Origin of the sequence: Andreprevotia lacus DSM 23236 (assembly GCF_900176275.1) — a bacterium.
Taxonomy (GTDB): Bacteria; Pseudomonadota; Gammaproteobacteria; order Burkholderiales; family Chitinibacteraceae; genus Andreprevotia; species Andreprevotia lacus.
In genome coordinates this window covers 297,085-313,124 of record NZ_FWXD01000001.1, presented here as the reverse complement: position 1 = coordinate 313,124, position 16,040 = coordinate 297,085, and the positions used below count along the sequence as shown (strand labels likewise).

Sequence of the window (16,040 nt, the reverse complement as noted above, 5' to 3'; positions counted from 1 at the left end):
ATTTTAATCCCCTCAGCCCTTCTTTTGCTTGCCCAATAAGTACATTTCAGTACTGCGGTCGCGTGATGCCTTGGGCTTGCGCGACAAAACCTGGGTAAATGTCGCACGCATTTCGGCGATATATTCGTTATAACCCGAACCCTGAAATACCTTGACCAGAAAATCGCCGCCGGGTTTCAAATGATCGCGGGCAAATTCGAGCGCCAGCTCACACAGATAAAAGCTGCGCGCCTGATCGGTGACGGCATTCCCGCTTATATTGGGGGCGATGTCGCAGATCACAAGGTCTACTTCGCGGCCATCAAGCAAGGCGGCGTACTGTGCCAGCACGGATTCTTCGCGAAAATCACCCTGGATGAAATCCACACCGGGAATGAAGGGCATTTCGAGGATATCCAGCGCGAACACGCGCCCCTGCCGCCCCACCAGTTGCGCAGCCACCTGCGACCAGCTGCCCGGTGCGGCGCCCAGATCGGCCACCCACATGCCGGGCTTGATCAGCCTGTCCTTGTCATTGATTTCAAGCAGTTTGTAGGCGGCGCGGGCACGATAACCGTCCTTTTGTGCCTGGTGCACATAATGATCGTTCACGTGTTCTTGCAGCCATGCGTTGCTGCTTTTGGTGCGGGCCATGTAAAATGCCTGATTATTCAAAGAGATTGCAAAAATGGAACTCACGCCAGACCAGCGCCGGCACCTCAAGAGCCTGGCGCATCACCTGAACCCGGTGGTGATGATCGGCAACAATGGCCTGACCGATGCGGTGTTGCGCGAAATCGCCGTCAACCTCGATGCCCATGAGCTGATCAAGATCCGCGTACTGGGCGACGACCGCGAACTGCGCGAGCAATACCTGCAGCAAATCTGTACCGATCTGGGTGCCTCGGTGGTGCAACACATCGGCAAGCTGCTGATCATTTACCGCGCGACCGACAGCGACAAACCGAAGATCGTACTTCCCAAGGCCAAAAAGACCAAGGCGGGCTGATCAACGCAAGCAATGCGCGATCACCGCGCACGCAAAGGGGGCACCACGGTGCCCCTTTTTTACGCCCGCCCTGACTGCGGCCTACTTGCCGTCACCGCGCGCCACATAAAACAAGCCCATCACCGCCTGCAGCAGATAGATCAGCGTGGAAATAGCGCGCCAGTTGCTCAGGCCACCGCCAAATACGCCGGTTGCTGCCTCGCTGATACCCGGCTTGATCTCGGCAATGATGGGGAATACCGCAAACTGGTTGATCAGCGTGCATGCCAGCATGCCGATCACCAGCCACAGGCGCGCCCCCTGAAAGGCGCGCAGCCCGTCCACATACAGCCAGTAGAAGAACAGATAGGCGCCAGCCACAATGCCCACCCAGCCTATGGCATGGAACAGGCGGCTAGTAATGGCCAGCGCACTGCCGTCATTCAGCGACTTGAACAGAATGGGCGCCACCAGCACGCCGATGATCCACATCCCGCCTATCCACAAGGCAGTCAGGATGTTCTTCAGTGCCACGCCCATGCCGCGTTATCCCCGTGCTTGCCGCTACTGCGTTACAGATACTTCACGTCGAGCACTTCGTACTCGCGGATGCCGCCCGGCGCCTGCACCTCGGCCACATCCTCGACATACTTGCCGATCAGTGCGCGCGCAATCGGGCTGGAAACCGAAATCTTGCCTTCCTTCAGGTTGGCTTCATCATCGCCGACGATCTGGTAGACCACTTCTTCTTCGCTTTCCAGATCGAGCAATTGCACGGTGGCGCCAAACACGATGCGGCCTTCGGCGGTGGTTTCCAGCTCTTTCGGATCGATGATCTGGGCATTGGACAGCTTGCCTTCCAGATCGGCGATGCGGCCTTCAACAAAGCCCTGCTTTTCCTTGGCGGCATCGTACTCGGCGTTTTCCGACAGGTCGCCGTGCGAACGGGCCTCGGCAATCGCGGCAATCACGGCCGGACGGTCGACGCTCTTCAGGCGCTGCAGTTCGGCCTTGAGTTGTTCCGCACCGACAACGGTCAGCGGGATCTTGATCATGTTCTTCTCCATACGGCGGGCCTTGTACCACCGCAATAAAATCAAAGGGCCAAGACGGGCTTGGCCGGTTCATCCAGTCAAAACGGCCGGAACATCCGGCCGCGGGGCGCTTTCATGCGCCGGCAAAAGCACAGCCGCCGTCCCATGGGACGGCGGCTGCAGACTGCGCCGATAAATTATCAGGCTTTGAGCAACTGGTGCAAGCCCTGCACGTCGTAAACGCGCATTTCGCCCAGATCGCGGATGCCGATGCACGCAGCGCGCGCGCCGGCGATGGTGGTATAGATAGGCAGGCGGGCCTTCATCGCCTCATGGCGAATCGAGTAGCTGTCCTGGATGGCCTGGCGACGCTCGTCCACCGTGTTGAAGATCATGGCGATTTCACCATTCTTGATCATGTCCACGATATGCGGGCGGCCTTCGGTCACCTTGTTCACCGGGGTAACGGCCACGCCGGCAGCGGCAATCGCTGCAGCGGTGCCCTTGGTGGCGATGACCTTGAAGCCCAGCTCGACCAGGATGCGTGCGCATTCGATTGCGCCCGGCTTGTCGCCTTCACGCACCGAGATGAACACGTTGCCGCTGTGCGGCAGCACGATGCTGGCCGCCAGTTGCGACTTCACGAACGCCTCGGCAAAGGTCTCGCCCACGCCCATCACTTCACCGGTCGACTTCATTTCCGGGCCGAGGATGGTATCGACACCCGGGAACTTGGCAAACGGGAACACCGCTTCCTTCACCGAGTAGTACGGCGGAATCACTTCCTTGGTGACGCCCTGGCTCTTGAGCGACTGGCCGGCCATGCAACGCGCAGCAACCTTGGCCAGCGAGATGCTGGTGGCCTTGGACACGTACGGCACGGTACGCGACGCACGCGGGTTCACTTCCAGCACGAACACGGTCGCATCAGCGCCCTTGCCCTGGATGGCGAACTGCACGTTCATCAAGCCGATCACGTTCAGCGCCTTGGCCATGGCCACGGTCTGGCGGCGCAGCTCGTCCTGCAGCTCGGCAGACAGGCTGTACGGCGGCAGCGAGCACGCCGAGTCACCCGAGTGCACGCCGGCTTGCTCGATGTGCTCCATGATGCCGCCGATCAGCACATCCTCGCCGTCGCTGATCGCGTCGACGTCGACTTCGATTGCGTCGTTCAGGAAGCGGTCCAGCAGCACCGGGCTGTCGTTCGATACCTTGACCGCTTCACGCATGTAGCGGGTCAGGTCGTCTTCGGAATGCACGATCTGCATCGCGCGGCCACCCAGCACATAGGACGGACGCACCACCAGCGGGTAACCGAGGTTGGCCGCCAGTGCGATGGCGTCCTTTTCGGTGCGGGCAGTGGCGTTCGGGGGCTGGCGCAGGCCGAGGTCTTGCAGCAATTTCTGGAAGCGCTCGCGGTCTTCGGCAGCGTCGATCATGTCCGGCGAGGTACCGATGATGGGCACGCCATTGGCTTCCAGCGCACGCGCCAGCTTCAGCGGCGTCTGGCCACCGTATTGCACGATCACGCCAGCCGGTTTTTCAACCGCAACGATTTCCAGCACGTCTTCCAGCGTCAGCGGCTCGAAGTACAGGCGATCGGAGGTGTCATAGTCGGTCGAGACGGTTTCCGGGTTGCAGTTGACCATGATGGTTTCGTAACCATCCTCGCGCAGCGCGAGTGCCGCGTGCACGCAGCAGTAGTCAAACTCGATACCCTGGCCGATACGGTTCGGGCCACCGCCCAGCACCATGATCTTCTTGGCGTTGGTTGGCTGGGCTTCGCACTCGTCCTCGTAGGTCGAGTACATGTAGGCGGTATCGGTGGCAAATTCTGCCGCGCAGGTGTCGACGCGCTTGTACACCGGGCGGATGTTCAGCGCATGGCGTGCCTTGCGCACCGCGTTCTGGTCGGTGCCGAGCAGCACGCCCAGACGGCGGTCGGAGAAACCCTTGCGCTTGAGGTTGCGCATTTCGGCATAGGCTACGCTTTCCACGCTGCGACCGCGCAGGCCGTTTTCCAGCTGCACGATTTCTTCGATCTGCGACAGGAACCACGGGTCGATGCTGGACAGCTTGAACACTTCGTCCAGCGACAGGCCGATGCGGAATGCGTCGGCAACGAACCACAGGCGATCCGGGCCCGGTGCAGCCAGTTCGGATTCGATGGCCTGGCGGTCGGTCGTCACTTCGTCGAAGCCGGACATGCCGGTTTCCAGACCACGCAGCGCCTTCTGCAGCGATTCCTGCAGTGTGCGGCCAATGGCCATCACCTCACCCACCGACTTCATCTGCGTGGTGAGCTTGTTGTTGGCCTGCGGGAATTTCTCGAACGCAAAACGCGGCACCTTGGTGACGACGTAGTCGATCGACGGTTCAAACGAAGCCGGCGTCTTGCCGCCGGTGATTTCGTTCTTCAGCTCATCCAGCGTGAAACCGACGGCCAGCTTGGCCGCAACCTTGGCGATAGGGAAGCCGGTGGCCTTGGAGGCCAGCGCCGACGAACGCGATACGCGCGGGTTCATTTCGATGACGATCATGCGGCCATCGACCGGATTGACCGAGAACTGCACGTTGGAGCCGCCAGTATCCACACCGATTTCACGCAGCACCGCCAGCGAGGCGTTGCGCATGATCTGGTATTCCTTGTCAGTCAGCGTCTGGGCCGGTGCGACGGTGATCGAGTCGCCGGTGTGCACGCCCATCGGGTCCAGGTTTTCGATCGAGCAGACGATGATGCAGTTGTCGGCACGGTCACGCACCACTTCCATCTCGTACTCTTTCCAGCCCAGCAGCGATTCTTCGATCAGCAGTTCCTTGGTCGGCGACAGGTCCAGACCACGGGTACAGATTTCGATGAATTCCTGAATGTTGTAGGCAATACCACCGCCCGAGCCACCCATGGTGAACGACGGACGAATGATGGCGGGGAAGCCCAGGTTCGCCTGAGCCGCCAGCGCCTCTTCCAGCGAGTGGGCAATGGCCGACTTGGCCGAGCCGAGGCCGATCTTGTCCATCGCGGCCTTGAACTTCTGGCGGTCTTCGGCCTTGTCGATGGCCTCCGGCGTGGCGCCGATCAGCTCGACCTTATACTTGTCCAGCACGCCGTTGCGCCACAGGTCCAGCGCGCAGTTCAGCGCGGTCTGGCCACCCATGGTCGGCAGCACCACGTCCGGGCGCTCCTTGGCGATGATTTTCTCGACCACTTGCCAGGTAATCGGCTCGATATAGGTCACGTCCGCCATGTTCGGGTCGGTCATGATCGTGGCCGGATTGCTGTTGACCAGGATGACCTTGTAACCCTCTTCGCGCAGTGCCTTGCAGGCTTGCGCGCCGGAGTAGTCGAATTCGCACGCCTGGCCGATGACGATGGGGCCGGCGCCGATAATGAGAATGCTCTTGATGTCTGTACGTTTTGGCATGTCGTTACCTGTTACTTGCGCTCTGCCATCAAGGCGATGAACTTGTCGAAGAGATAAGCCACGTCGTGCGGGCCCGGGCTGGCTTCCGGGTGGCCCTGGAAGCTGTAGGCCGGGGCATCGGTCAGCGCAATGCCTTGCACGGTGCCGTCGAACAGGCTGCGGTGCGTCACGCGCACATTGGCCGGCAGGCTGGTTTCATCGACCTGGAAGCCGTGGTTCTGCGACGTGATCATCACTTGCTTGCTGTCGAGGTCTTGCACCGGGTGGTTGGCACCGTGGTGGCCGAACTTCATCTTGCTGGTCTTGCCGCCGGTGGCGAGGCCAAGGATCTGGTGCCCCAGACAGATGCCGAAGGTCGGCAGCTTTTTGGCGATGAACTCCCTGGTGGCAGCAATCGCGTAATCGCAAGGTTCCGGATCGCCGGGGCCGTTGGACAGGAACACGCCGTCCGGATTCAGCGCCAGCACCTCGGCAGCGGTCGTCTGTGCCGGCACCACGGTCAGCTTGCAGCCGCGCTCGGCCAGCATGCGCAGGATGTTGGACTTCACGCCGAAGTCATAGGCAACCACGTGGAACTTCGGGTTCGACTGCACGGTGTAGCCCACGCCCAGCTTCCACTCGGCGGTGGTCCACTCGTGCGCTTCGGCAGCGGTCACAACCTTGGCCAGATCCTGGCCGGCCATCGAGCCGAAGGACTTGGCTTTTTCGACCGCAGCGGCCGCATCGATATTGTGGCCAGACACGATACAGCCCGGCTGTGCGCCCTTCTCACGCAGAATGCGCGTGAGCTTGCGGGTATCGATGTCCGAAATTGCCACGATGTTGTGGGCCTTCAGGTATTCACCCAGACTCATGGTGGCGCGGAAGTTGGAGTGCAGACGCGGCAGATCACGGATGATCAGGCCGGAAGCGAACACGGCACGCGATTCGGCATCTTCCGGGTTCACACCGTAGTTGCCGATGTGCGGATAAGTCAGCGTGACGATCTGCTTGTTGTACGACGGGTCAGTCAGGATTTCCTGATAACCGGTGAGCGAGGTATTGAAAACGACTTCGCCGATGGTTTCACCATCTGCGCCAATGGAAAGACCATGGAAAAGGGTGCCGTCGGCGAGCGCGAGCAAGGCAGGGGTAGACACTGGGCGGCTCCTGAATTGAGGATTTTTGGGGCCGCACACGTAGAAAAACGGGACAGGTGGCCCCATCCCGTTTCGTGTGCAAAATTTTACGAATGTTACCGGAAAACCCCTTTTCCTTCAAGGCTGCACCCGCTGGCAAGGCGGGTTTTCCCTTCTTGGGCGGCCCAAACCGTGCCGGCTATCACCGACAAAACAGCAAGCTGGCGCCAGCGGTCAGGCCGGCGAAACAGCGCAGTGGTAATGTGCCGCTGGTATGGCAGGTCAGCGGCACTCCGCCTCGGCCGTGATCATTCAAAGCGCCCGACCAGCGTTTTCAGCCGGCCCTCCTGATCAAACTCGAGCTTGTCCACGCCGGTAAACAGCTGGTCGCCGTTGGCGCGCTCCATGCGCCACGGGCGCTCGAACACATCACCCTTCCACACGGCCGGCCCCAGCCAGCGGGCCTGCAGATCATTGTAGTGATGGCGCACCTCGACGATGTAATTGATCAGGCTCTCGCGCCCCTGTTTGTACGCGCCCGGATCGCGGTAGCTGAAATCCGTGCTCACCGCTTGCTCGAGCAATTGTTTGCGCTGCGCCGCATCATCGGTCACCCAGGCCTGCAGATATTTATCCATGGCCTGCGCGCTGCCTGCCGGCAATTCAGCTGCCTGCGCCATTTGCACACTCCCCGCCAGAATCACACCACCCAAGATCGTTGCCACCAGCTTCCCCAAACGCAAGTATTTCATGATCGCCTCCTGTACCGAACGTTAGGTACAATTTTTGGTGCATGCGGCATCATGTGTCAAGCGAGGGACGGTCGTTCCCCTCTACAATTGTGGTTTTGCACATTTGCCCCCAGCCATGACCCGCGAAGAACTGCTGACGCGCCTGAGTGCCGTGTTCCACCAATACGGCTATGACGGTGCGACGCTGGCCCGCCTGTCCGCCGCCAGCGGACTGGGCAAAGGCAGCCTGTATCACCATTTTCCGGGCGGTAAGGAAGAAATCGGCGTGGCTGTGCTGCAAGCCGAAGGGCTGCGTTTTCACCATTTGCTGGCAGCACTGCAAGGCAGCGGGGATATCAAGGCGCGGCTGGCGCTGTTTGCCCACCGCCTGCGCCTGTCGCAAGCAGAGCAATTGCAGGCCAGCACGCTGGATGTGTACAGCATGGGCGATGCACGGGCGCGTTACGGCCATGACATGCGCGACTCAGTGCTGCTGCTGACCGACCGCTTGAGCGTCACACTGCAGGAGGCGGGCCTGGACGCCACAACAGCGCACGAGCGCGCCTATACCGCACTCGCCCTGATCGAAGGCATGCGCCTGACCTGCCGCTGCCTTGGCGACTGGTCACGTTACGATCAGTTGCTGGACCAGCTACCCGGCAGACTGCTGACCAGCGCTTAGCACCGCCCCGGCGGGCTGTCAGCGCGCCCGCCACTGCGCCAGCTTGCCGGCAATGGTCTGGCCGATATAAAGCTGCGGGTTGGAGGGGGTGATGTGCTCGCGCCGCTCGCGCGCACTGACTGCAATGCGCGCAGCTTCGAATGCGGCTTGCCAATCCGCCTGGCGGCCCAGCGCGTCGTATAGCGCATGGCCGTAATAGGTAAAGTCGTTTTCGTCCGCGCAACCGAACGAGGTATGCGTGGCATCGGCCGCCGTGGCAACCACGGTATCGTCCGCCATCAGCGGTTGCACGTAGCCACCCGAATAGCAGGCCGACACCACGACGATCTTCCAGCGTATGCCCGCATCCTTCAGCGCGCCCGCCAGCCAGTCCGGCGTGATCTGCGCCAGATCCAGCGGCGCGTTATCGACAAGGAAATCATGGTTCTGCCCGCCGTGCGAGGTCATGTACAGCACCAGCACGTCTTCGTCCTTGTTCATTTGCTCGCCGATGCGCTGCAGCGCGGCGGCCAGGCTGGTGCGGCTGGCCACCGGAATGCGCCCGGTCACGCTGTCGTGGTTAGCCAGCAGGATGCTGTGACCCTCACCGGCAAAGCGCTGGCGCAACAGCTTGTCGAACGAGGTCGCCTCGCGGACGAACACGCCCTGCTCGGCATCGCCGCCCAGTGCAATGGTGTAGACCTCGGGCACGCCGGGCTTGCCAGGCTGGATGGCCTCCAGCGCGTCATCCAGCAGTGCGGCCTCGCCATAGAATGCATCTTCCTGCGCCAGCCGGGGCGGTTGGTACTGTGCCGCCGGGTCTTCGACCGGGTCCGCCGGCCGCACCAGCGCCTCTTGCGTGGTGGTCCACCAGGCCAGCGCCACTACAGCCGGTGCAAACAACAACACGAACAACAGCCCGCGCCAGCGCACCCAACCGATGCCACGCACCGCCGCCAGCCCGATGGCCACACCCAGCCAGGCATTGAGGATCCAGAATGCGTAAAAGCCCACCCAGGCCTGCATCTGCTCGGACAGCCAGTGCTGCCCCAGCAGCGCGATGCCATACATCAGCCAGCTCAGCGCCATGTCGGTGGACAGCAACAGACCGCACAGCAGCCAGCCCATGTCGGCGCGCTCGCGCCCGTCCAGCCACTGGCCAAGCGCGAACAGCAACAGTGGCGGCAATGCCCAGGTCGCAATACCTGCGGGATTGAATACCTCGCCCTGCCCGAACAGCGCGGCCAGCACGGTGCTCGAGACAAGATGCAGTACCAGCAGCAACAGCAGCCACCAGCGCGGCAAACGCCCCTGGCGCGATACCGGCAGGAACAGCAGCGCGCGCAGCGTAGAGCGGCAGGGGGTGGCTAGCGCGTGACGGGGTGCGGACATGGCAATGACAAAGGCTGCAAACAGCCGCCATCCTGCCCGCACGGTCAAAGGCAGGCAAGCCGGCCGATGTGTTTACAACGCCACCGTCAAGGGCACAGCTGCCTGAACCAGAGCCTGCCCCTGTTCTGTCAAATAAAGGCCCGGGCCGGAGTCGAACCGCCCCGCACCCATACGCCCTCAAAGCAGGCGTTCGATCTCGTCGGCCAGTTCTTCAGGCGCCGTGGTCGGCGCATAGCGCTTGATCACCTTGCCATCGCGGCCAACCAGGAACTTGGTGAAGTTCCACTTGATGGCCTCGGTGCCGAGGATGCCCGGCTCCTCTTTCTTGAGAAACTGGTACAGCGGTGCGGCATCGGCACCGTTGACGTCGATCTTGGCAAACAATGGAAAGGTCACGCTGTACTGCGTTTCGCAGAAATTGGCGATTTCGGCCTCGCTGCCCGGCTCCTGTCCGCCAAACTGGTTGCACGGGAAGCCCAGCACGGCAAAGCCGCGCTCGCGGTAGCGGTTGTACAACGCCTGCAGCCCCTGGTATTGCGGCGTGAAGCCACACTGGCTGGCGACGTTGACGACCAGCAGTACCTGCCCCTCGAAATCCTTGAGGGGCTTGGCTGCGCCGTGGATGTCGTTGACCGAGAAATCATGAATGGTGGCCATGCTGCAGCTCCGCAATGTGAATGGAAACGTGGATGGAAAGGCGTGATAAGCGGAAAATACCCCATTGCCCGCAGTTTGAAGAGTAGACCCGATGTTGTTCAACCCCTCGCGCGATCAGGCGCGGCGCTTCTTTGTCGGCACCTGGCGCAAATTCCAGGCTGGCCAACCGCTGGAAGACCTGGAAAAGCTGATTGCCGGCGTATTGGCGCGCCACCCCGAATACCACGGCTATCTGAGCGAAGAATATCTGGACCGTGACTGGCCGCCCGAGCACGGCGAAACCAATCCCTTCCTGCATATCAGCATGCACCTTGCCATCGAGGAGCAACTGTCCATCGATCAGCCTGCCGGCGTAAAGGCCGCCTATGCCGCGCTGTGCCTGGCGGCGGGTGACGAGCACACGGCCATGCATGAAATGATGGAAGGACTGGGTGAAATGATCTGGCAGGCGCAGCGCAACGGCCACGCGCCCGATCCCGCGGTATATCTGGACGTGTTGCAGCGCCGGCTAAACGCAATACGTGGTTGAGCTCCGCTTATGTTCTTGGCCATGATCGGGAACAAAGCCAGCTCAATACCCAGGCCCTGCCTGGCTCGGCCCGTTTTTTGCGGCCGAGTCAGCAAAAGCCCCCTGCCCCAGCCTGCTTCCGCCACGCTCGTGCCCTTCCGGGTCGGCCTGCTGCTGCAGCTCACGCAGTCGTGCCTCGATGCTTGACTGGGTGTAAAAGTCGCCATTGGGCAGACGCTGTGCCATTTGCAGCTGTTCTATCGCCGGCATGAATTCGTTCAGCCGCACATAGTATTCAGCCTGTGCACGATATTGCTGCTGTTGCCGCCCGGCCTTGGCGTGAATGCGTGCCTCGCGCTGGTAAAACACCGCATCGGCCGGATAAACTTGCTGGTTCTCCTGCGCGACCTTGAGGGCCTGATCCAGCTGGCCCGCCGCCATCAAAGCATCGACCTGCCCATAGCGCAGCACACGGTATTCCGGATATGCGGAGATGGCGCGCGCATAGTGGGCAATGGCATCGCCATTGCGCCCCGCAGCCAGCAATATCTGCCCCTCTAGCGCCTCCAGCACCGGGTTGGAGCGGGTCAGGCCGAAGGCAGCATGCGCGTCCTTGAGCGCCTTTTCTGCCCCGGCCGCGTCGCCTGCCTGCAATAGCGCCAGAGCCAAACCGTAACGGAAGGCGGTTAGATTGGTGTAACGCTTTTCGGCCAGTGATTTGCGATAAAACACCGCCATGTCTTGCGCCTTGTCCTGCAACACCCGTGCGCGTTCGCGCATGAACAAGAAATCGGCCGAATCGGCCACCTGGCGGTAGGGAGCATCTTTTAGGCGCGCTTGCGCATCGGCAATGCGTTTATACGTGACCGGATGGGTGCGCAGAAACTCCGGCGCGTTGACTTCATAGATGCGGTTGGCTTTTTGCAGTCGCTCGAAGAAAGCCGGCATTGCCGACGGATCGAACCCCGCCGCCGTCAGCGTTTCCATGCCAATGCGATCCGCTTCCTGCTCGAATGCGTAGGTAAAATCGAGCTGTTTCTGCATCGCCAAAGCTTGCGAGCCAGTGATCGCCGCCGACACCGCATTACCGGTATTCCCCGAGCGTGATGCAAGCAGCGCCACGCCAATCGCGGCCAACACCATCCACGGGGTAAAACGCGTACCATCGATCAGCCGGGCGATATGGTGCTGGGTGACGTGGGCAATTTCATGGCCGAGTACGCTGGCCAGCTCAGACTCATGTTGCGCCGTCACCAGCAGCCCGGTGTTGATGCCGATATAGCCGCCGGGAATGGAAAACGCGTTGACCTCGCGGTTATTCACCGGAAAGAAAGTAAAGCTGATCCCTGAACCCGAGGCATCAACCAGCCGGTTGCCGATTCGGTTCAGATAAGCCTGCAGCTCCGGGTCATCCAGCATTTCGCCGCTGCGGCGCAGCTGTTTCATCGCCGATTCGCCGATCTCGCGCTCTTGCGCCGGGCTCAGCCCTTCTTGCGATACATCGCCCAGATCGGGCAGGCGCGTGGAGCTGACATCCGCGTGGACCGGCACAGCCAGCAGACCGCACAGCATGGCCACCCCGAGGCGGCGCTTCAGACTTGTCTTCAAGCGAACTCCCTGTTCGAGCTTGATGGAAAGGACACTATCGCTGCAGCCACCACAGGCCGGCACCGGCGATCACCACATAGCGCGCCAGCTTGCCCAGCACCAGCCAGGGCCAGATGCGCCGCCACGGCCAGCGCAGCCAGCCTGCAGCCAGACAGAACGCATCACCGATCACCGGCAACCAGGTGCCCAGCAACACGACCGGCCCCCAGCGTTGCAGCAATTCAACCTTGCGTGGTGATTCGGCGGGCGGAATACGTCGCCCCATCCACACGGTGACCGCGCCGCCGAGGCTGTTGCCCACGGTAGCCACGATGACGGCCGGCCACAGTTGTTGCGGCCACTTGAGCACATAGGCCGCCAGCGCGGCCTCCGAGTTCCCCGGCAGCAGGGTGGCAGACAGGAATGCCGAGGCAAACAGCCCGCCCAGCCAGCCCAGATCGGCCCATGCAATCAGAACTGAAACGCCTCACCGCCTTGCTGGCTGACTGCAGCGGCCAGATCGGCAAAAAACTCGCCTTCGCCGCGGGTATTGCGCCACACGCCATCCACCTGCCGATAGTGATAGCCACCACTCTTGGCGGCGATCCACATTTCCTTGTTCGGCACATGGCGGTTGACGATGATCTTGCTGCCGTCGTCGAACTCGATTTCCAGCACATTGCCGGCCAGCAGCGTTTCCACATCCAGCCCGGCTTCTTCGAAGGCGGTATCGATGCGGGCGAAGATGGCGTCGGACAGGTCGAGGAATTCGGATTCGGTCATGATCGGTGGGTCACAGTGGGGTGATATGATGCCGATTTTGCCACCAATCCCCCTGCCATGCGTGTTTGCGCCCTGTTATTACTTGTCATTGCCTCGCTGACCGCCTGCGGCTTCAAGGGGCCGCTGTATCTGCCCAAACCGGGCGAGACCGCACCGGCCAAGGCCAGGCCAGCGGCATCGCAGGCCAGTGCGGTCGGCGTGTTTGGCTAACCGCCCCGTTCATCCGCTTCGAGAGCAACCATGGCAGTTGGCAACTTGCTTCCCAAGATGGGCTGCCTGTTCATCATCGGCTACGGCATCTATGTGATCGTGACGCAGCGCATCTCGTTCCGCACCTACCATGAGCGCGACAATCCGTTCGAAGAGGGCGAGGAAGAGATCAACTACGGCTGGCGCGCCGTGCTGGCCGGGATCGTGATTATCAGCACGGGCGGCTGGGGCATGTGGCGGTTGCTACACGGCCACTAGGGCCTGTTAACACTTATTTCACGCTTGCGTTCGGGGTAGTTCGGGATGGAGCGCAAGGCGCGGAGCGCGCCGCGGTACGGGTACCGCAAGCGGTTTGCAACGCAGCGAACCGCCCGAAATACCCCGAACCCGCAGGGCTGGGCTGCAAAAAGGCCATCTACGGCGTTACGCGCCTTGGCAATAACCGGTTATTGCCTGCGTTGCGTGTCTTGTATCTGACCTTTTTGCAGCCCAGCGCAAGCGCGAAATAAGTGTTAACAGGCCCTAGCACACGCTGTGCTGCAGCAAGCAACCCGCCTTCTACGCACAAGCTGCTAGCGCTGACTCTTGCGGTATTCCCACGGCGGCGTCGGGTTGCGCTCCGCCCATAACCCCTTGCCGGCCGACTGCGCCGCCTGTTGCGCAGCCTCATAGCGATCAAACTCCGCGCCGGATTGCTTGCCCTTGGCGTATTGCTGGTAGTGCCAGGCCAGCCCGGCTGCCACCTGCGCATAGTTCACCGCCTGCCCGTTCACACTGATCACCGCCACGCCGCGCTGATAGCGGTCAACGTCGATCACCTCGGCTGTGACCTGCTTGCGAAATACCAGATCGGACAGCGCGCGCTTTGCGTCCTGACCGTGTGGCTGGCTCTTTTCGGGTGCGTCGATATACGCCAGGCGCAGCTTGTATTGCTGCTGCTTGGCATCGAGCAAGGTCACCGTATCGCCGTCGGACACACCAACCACTTCGCCCTGCAATTGCTGGCCACGGCTCATGCTGCCCGGTTGGCCGCCACGATGACCGCCCAAGCCACCGTTCTCGCGCTGATACCAGCCCCAGACAAAGGCCAGCAGCACCACCAGCGCCGCGATGCGGGCCGGCCAGCCACGGCCGGAGAATAGCGTTTGCAACGCCTGCGCTTCGCGGCGGCCGAATTGGGGAGAACGGGCCATGTCAGCGCTTCCGCAGTGCGCGCCACAGCAGGCGCGGCCAGTCGCTGGCGGTGAGTTTGGGACGGTGCTTGAACATATCGTATTGGCGGGCTTCGAGTTGATCGAGGATGGTCGCCCCGCCCAGCACCGTCAGCCGCAACTCCAGCCCGATGCGGCCGGGCAGCAGATTGGCCAGCGGCGCGCCGGCCTTGAGCATGCGGCGCGTGCGGTCTACCTGGAAGGCCATCAGCCGTTGCCAGTGGATATCCGCCCTGCCCTCGGCAATCTGTGCCTCGCTCACGCCGTATTTGGCCAGCTCATCCTGCGGCAGGTAAACGCGGTCTTTCTGCCAGTCCACTGCCACGTCCTGCCAGAAGTTGATCAGCTGCAACGCGGTGCAAATGCCGTCCGACATGGCCATATTGCGTGCATCGGTTGCGCCGAACAGGTGCAGCATGAAGCGCCCTACCGGGTTGGCCGAGTGGCGGCAATACTGCACCACCTCGCCAAAATCGGCGTAGCGCGCCTTCACCACATCCTGCTCGAAGGCGGTGAGCAGATCGCCGCACAGGCTCAGCGGCACCTTGTAGGCCGCCACCGTATTGGCCAGCGCCTGATAACGCGGCGTGAGCGGTGGCTCGCCCGCAGCGATGCGCGCCAGCTCGGCGCGGCATTCGGCCAGTGCGGCCAAGCGCTCTGCGGGCGTGGCATCCCCCTCGTCGGCCAGATCGTCGGCGTGGCGGGCAAAGTGATACAGGCTGGCCACCGGCTTGCGCAGGCGGCGTGGCAACAATAACGACCCGACCGGGAAGTTCTCGTAATGCGCGACAGATTGTTGGGCAGAAAGTGCGGGCATGAAACTGAATTTAATCTGACAAATGAACGGAGCTTGCTATAGTGATGCCGTCGGCGCTGCTGCCGGCGCCACCACGCACATATTCCGGGAGATACATCATGAAAAAATGGCTCGTCGCACTGTTCAGCGTCTTCGCACTGATGGGCAGCGCCCTCGCCGCGGTGGATATTAACACCGCCAACCAGCAACAGCTTGAAGCCATCAAGGGCATCGGCCCGGCCAAGGCCAAGGCCATCATCGACTACCGCACTGCACACGGCGCATTCAAGACTGCTGAAGACATCCAGCAAGTGCCGGGCATCAAGGGTGGCACCTTCAAGAAGATTGCCCCGGAAATCACCGTCGGCGGCAAGGGCGCAGCCCCGGCACCGGCTGGCAAGGCCAGCGCCCCGGCCAAGGCGGCACCGACCGCAGCACCGAAGGCCAGCGCACCTGCTGCCAAGCCGGCCAAGAAGTAATCAGCCGCACAGGCAATCTAAACGGCGCCCAAGGGCGCCGTTTTTCATGGCCGATTCGCTATACTTGGCCCATCAATACCGCTCAAGGAGAACGACATGAAAAAAATCGAAGCCGTGATCAAGCCCTTCAAGCTCGACGAAGTGCGCGAAGCCATTTCCGAGCTGGGCATCTCCGGCCTGACCGTCACCGAAGTCAAGGGCTTTGGCCGCCAGAAAGGCCACACCGAGCTCTACCGTGGCGCCGAATACGTGGTGGACTTCCTGCCCAAGACCAAGGTGGAAGTGGTGATCGCCGACGAACAGGTCGACGCCGTGATCGAAGCCATCGTCAAGGCCGCCCACACCGGCAAGATCGGCGACGGCAAGATTTTCGTCACCCCGGTTGAACACGTGGTACGGATTCGTACCGGCGAGACGAATGAAGCGGCGATTTGATTGGCTGCTTGAATGAAAGAAAGCCACGCTGATGCGTGGCTTTTTAGCT

20 protein-coding genes are annotated in these 16,040 nt (G+C 61.7%); 7 read left to right on the top strand and 13 right to left on the bottom strand.

Features of this window, described 5'->3' with window-relative positions:
- Positions 1-12: 12 nt before the first annotated feature.
- Positions 13-633, bottom strand: a complete 621-nt coding sequence (locus B9A19_RS01620) for an RlmE family RNA methyltransferase (protein WP_084088778.1) — start codon at positions 631-633, stop codon at positions 13-15.
- A 34-nt stretch (positions 634-667) separates the two neighbouring features.
- On the opposite strand from B9A19_RS01620, the gene yhbY reads away from it, so the two are divergent.
- Positions 668-988: a ribosome assembly RNA-binding protein YhbY gene (yhbY, locus tag B9A19_RS01615; RefSeq protein ID WP_084088777.1), complete on the top strand. Its 321-nt coding sequence runs from the start codon at positions 668-670 to the stop codon at positions 986-988.
- A gap of 81 nt (positions 989-1,069) precedes the next feature.
- Here the strand turns inward: yhbY and B9A19_RS01610 are convergent, their stop codons facing one another.
- From B9A19_RS01610 to B9A19_RS01590, 5 genes are all read right to left on the bottom strand, one after another.
- Positions 1,070-1,507, bottom strand: coding sequence for a DUF4149 domain-containing protein (locus tag B9A19_RS01610; protein WP_084088776.1), 438 nt, complete (start codon positions 1,505-1,507; stop codon positions 1,070-1,072).
- Positions 1,508-1,539: 32 nt separating this feature from the next.
- Positions 1,540-2,022 (bottom strand): transcription elongation factor GreA, encoded by a 483-nt coding sequence (greA, locus tag B9A19_RS01605; RefSeq protein WP_084088843.1) that lies wholly within the window; start codon positions 2,020-2,022, stop codon positions 1,540-1,542.
- A gap of 179 nt (positions 2,023-2,201) precedes the next feature.
- Complete coding sequence (carB, locus tag B9A19_RS01600; protein WP_084088775.1) at positions 2,202-5,423, bottom strand: carbamoyl-phosphate synthase large subunit; 3,222 nt, start codon at positions 5,421-5,423, stop codon at positions 2,202-2,204.
- Positions 5,424-5,434: 11 nt separating this feature from the next.
- Entirely contained in the window at positions 5,435-6,562 is a 1,128-nt protein-coding gene (gene carA, locus B9A19_RS01595) for a glutamine-hydrolyzing carbamoyl-phosphate synthase small subunit (RefSeq protein WP_245804237.1), read from the bottom strand.
- Between the two features lie 287 nt (positions 6,563-6,849).
- Positions 6,850-7,293 (bottom strand): hypothetical protein, encoded by a 444-nt coding sequence (locus B9A19_RS01590; protein WP_084088773.1) that lies wholly within the window; start codon positions 7,291-7,293, stop codon positions 6,850-6,852.
- 115 nt (positions 7,294-7,408) lie between these two features.
- On the opposite strand from B9A19_RS01590, the gene B9A19_RS01585 reads away from it, so the two are divergent.
- Positions 7,409-7,954, top strand: a complete 546-nt coding sequence (locus tag B9A19_RS01585) for a TetR/AcrR family transcriptional regulator (RefSeq protein WP_084088772.1) — start codon at positions 7,409-7,411, stop codon at positions 7,952-7,954.
- 18 nt (positions 7,955-7,972) lie between these two features.
- Here B9A19_RS01585 and B9A19_RS01580 read toward each other — a convergent pair whose 3' ends face one another.
- Positions 7,973-9,325 (bottom strand): C13 family peptidase, encoded by a 1,353-nt coding sequence (locus B9A19_RS01580; RefSeq protein ID WP_139798588.1) that lies wholly within the window; start codon positions 9,323-9,325, stop codon positions 7,973-7,975.
- Positions 9,326-9,502: 177 nt separating this feature from the next.
- The gene (locus tag B9A19_RS01575) at positions 9,503-9,982 is read right to left on the bottom strand and encodes a glutathione peroxidase (protein ID WP_084088770.1); all 480 of its coding nucleotides are present in this window, start codon (positions 9,980-9,982) and stop codon (positions 9,503-9,505) included.
- Between the two features lie 91 nt (positions 9,983-10,073).
- On the opposite strand from B9A19_RS01575, the gene B9A19_RS01570 reads away from it, so the two are divergent.
- Positions 10,074-10,511: a DUF1841 family protein gene (locus B9A19_RS01570; protein WP_217806945.1), complete on the top strand. Its 438-nt coding sequence runs from the start codon at positions 10,074-10,076 to the stop codon at positions 10,509-10,511.
- Positions 10,512-10,553: 42 nt separating this feature from the next.
- Here the strand turns inward: B9A19_RS01570 and B9A19_RS01565 are convergent, their stop codons facing one another.
- The 3 genes from B9A19_RS01565 to cyaY form a co-directional block, all read right to left on the bottom strand.
- Positions 10,554-12,098 carry a beta-barrel assembly-enhancing protease gene (locus B9A19_RS01565; protein WP_139798587.1) on the bottom strand — a complete coding sequence of 515 codons (1,545 nt, stop codon included), beginning with the start codon at positions 12,096-12,098 and terminating at the stop codon, positions 10,554-10,556.
- A 34-nt stretch (positions 12,099-12,132) separates the two neighbouring features.
- Complete coding sequence (locus B9A19_RS01560; protein WP_308418216.1) at positions 12,133-12,447, bottom strand: YqaA family protein; 315 nt, start codon at positions 12,445-12,447, stop codon at positions 12,133-12,135.
- Between the two features lie 101 nt (positions 12,448-12,548).
- Positions 12,549-12,860 (bottom strand): iron donor protein CyaY, encoded by a 312-nt coding sequence (cyaY, locus tag B9A19_RS01555; RefSeq protein ID WP_084088767.1) that lies wholly within the window; start codon positions 12,858-12,860, stop codon positions 12,549-12,551.
- A gap of 57 nt (positions 12,861-12,917) precedes the next feature.
- Here cyaY and lptM point away from each other — a divergent pair, with 57 nt between their 5' ends.
- Both lptM and B9A19_RS01545 read left to right on the top strand, forming a co-directional pair.
- Positions 12,918-13,070: an LPS translocon maturation chaperone LptM gene (gene lptM, locus B9A19_RS01550; RefSeq protein ID WP_084088766.1), complete on the top strand. Its 153-nt coding sequence runs from the start codon at positions 12,918-12,920 to the stop codon at positions 13,068-13,070.
- Between the two features lie 30 nt (positions 13,071-13,100).
- Positions 13,101-13,328: a hypothetical protein gene (locus B9A19_RS01545; RefSeq protein WP_139798585.1), complete on the top strand. Its 228-nt coding sequence runs from the start codon at positions 13,101-13,103 to the stop codon at positions 13,326-13,328.
- Between the two features lie 314 nt (positions 13,329-13,642).
- Here B9A19_RS01545 and B9A19_RS01540 read toward each other — a convergent pair whose 3' ends face one another.
- Positions 13,643-14,263, bottom strand: coding sequence for a thermonuclease family protein (locus tag B9A19_RS01540; RefSeq protein WP_217806944.1), 621 nt, complete (start codon positions 14,261-14,263; stop codon positions 13,643-13,645).
- A 1-nt stretch (position 14,264) separates the two neighbouring features.
- Positions 14,265-15,098 (bottom strand): squalene synthase HpnC, encoded by an 834-nt coding sequence (hpnC, locus tag B9A19_RS01535; protein ID WP_084088764.1) that lies wholly within the window; start codon positions 15,096-15,098, stop codon positions 14,265-14,267.
- 98 nt (positions 15,099-15,196) lie between these two features.
- On the opposite strand from hpnC, the gene B9A19_RS01530 reads away from it, so the two are divergent.
- Together B9A19_RS01530 and glnK are read left to right on the top strand one after the other, a co-directional pair.
- The gene (locus B9A19_RS01530) at positions 15,197-15,556 is read left to right on the top strand and encodes a ComEA family DNA-binding protein (protein ID WP_084088763.1); all 360 of its coding nucleotides are present in this window, start codon (positions 15,197-15,199) and stop codon (positions 15,554-15,556) included.
- A 96-nt stretch (positions 15,557-15,652) separates the two neighbouring features.
- Entirely contained in the window at positions 15,653-15,991 is a 339-nt protein-coding gene (gene glnK / locus B9A19_RS01525; protein WP_084088762.1) for a P-II family nitrogen regulator, read from the top strand.
- Positions 15,992-16,040 lie beyond the last annotated feature (49 nt).